This is a genomic window from Lactobacillus sp. UMNPBX4 (assembly GCF_002554115.1).
Classification (GTDB): Bacteria; Bacillota; Bacilli; order Lactobacillales; family Lactobacillaceae; genus Lactobacillus; species Lactobacillus gallinarum.
The window spans coordinates 1-1453 of sequence record NZ_PCZF01000112.1 but is presented as its reverse complement, the minus strand read 5'-3'; the positions used below and the strand labels follow the sequence as shown (position 1 = coordinate 1453).

Genomic DNA, 1453 nt, shown 5'->3' with positions numbered 1-1453 from the left:
ATCAGTGCTTTAAAAGTCTAATATTAATTGTCAATGTCTTAACTTAATGACATTGTCTTAATTTGAGTGAAGCCTTTTTTATCCGTGTTTTTCATGCCAAGCCTTAATTTGAGCTAGCCTCTTCTTAAATCGAATCTCATTTCCCTGATCACTAGGATGATAGAATACCTCGTCTTCTATCTCTGGCGGCATAGTTTTCATATTGGTCAATTTATCCGGACTGTCTTGAGCATATTGATAATCTTCACCATAATGCAAATCCTTCATCAACTTAGTTGGTGCATTCCTAATCTGCAATGGAACTGGGAGATTCCCTGTCTTCTTAATTAATTTCTTTGCCTTTTTTTGTGCTACATAAACTGAATTAGATTTTGGTGTAGAGGCCAAGTAAATCACACATTCTGTTAAATGAACTCCACATTCTGGCAAACCGATGTATTTACATGCTTGAAAAGTATTAATTGCGACATTTAAACTATTGGTATCTGCTAAACCCACATCTTCACTAGCAAAACGAACTAGTCTTCTAGCAATATATAAAGGATCCTCTCCGCCCTCAATCATACGGTTAATCCAGTAAACAGCTGCATCAACATCACTGTTACGCATTGATTTATGCAAAGCTGAAATTAAATTATAGTGCTCTTCACCATGTTTGTCATAACGTAAAGATTTAGTATCAATTAACTGACTTAAAATATCATCATCAACTACAACGGTCTTACCAGATTTTTTACCATTCAAAACGGCAATTTCAAGAGTATTTAGACTGCTACGTGCATCCCCATTACCAAAGATTGCAATCTTACGTAAAGCCTCATCTGAGATTTTTATATTAAATTCAGGAAAAGCATTTGGATTCTTTAACGCTTGTTTTAAAAGTTGAATGATATTATCGGTAGTCAAAGAGTGCAACACGAATACCTTCGCTCTACTTAAAAGCGCCGAATTTACTTCAAAAGAAGGATTTTCAGTTGTAGCACCAATCAATGTGATACTCCCCTGCTCCACAAACGGCAAAAAAGCATCCTGTTGAGCTTTATTAAAACGGTGAATTTCATCAATAAAGACAATTGTCCTCTCACCAAATTGGCGATTTTGCTCTGCCTCTTCCATAATTTTCCGAATATCTTTGATTGAAGAAGTAACCGCACTAAAGGTGATAAAATGCGCCTTCGTGCGTTTAGCGATGATTTCAGCAAGAGTTGTCTTGCCTGTGCCAGGTGGTCCACATAGAATTAATGAGGGCACCTCATCCTTCTCAATTAATTCACGCAAGATCTTATCTGGACCGATTAAATCATCTTGACCAACGAAATCTGCTAAGGATTGTGGACGCACGCGGTCTGCCAATGGCGTATTTTTATTTTGATTTGCTAAAGAAAATAATGATTCTTCCGTAAATTGCAATAATAAATTGAACACTTACGCTGTTTGATAGATTTTATCTAAT

At 36.2% G+C, this 1453-nt stretch carries 1 protein-coding gene; it reads right to left on the bottom strand.

Translation table 11 applies throughout. The features are described from left to right. Window positions 1-78 precede the first annotated feature (78 nt). Window positions 79-1410: a replication-associated recombination protein A gene (locus CP355_RS09910; protein ID WP_098044446.1), complete on the bottom strand. Its 1332-nt coding sequence runs from the start codon at window positions 1408-1410 to the stop codon at window positions 79-81. Window positions 1411-1453 lie beyond the last annotated feature (43 nt).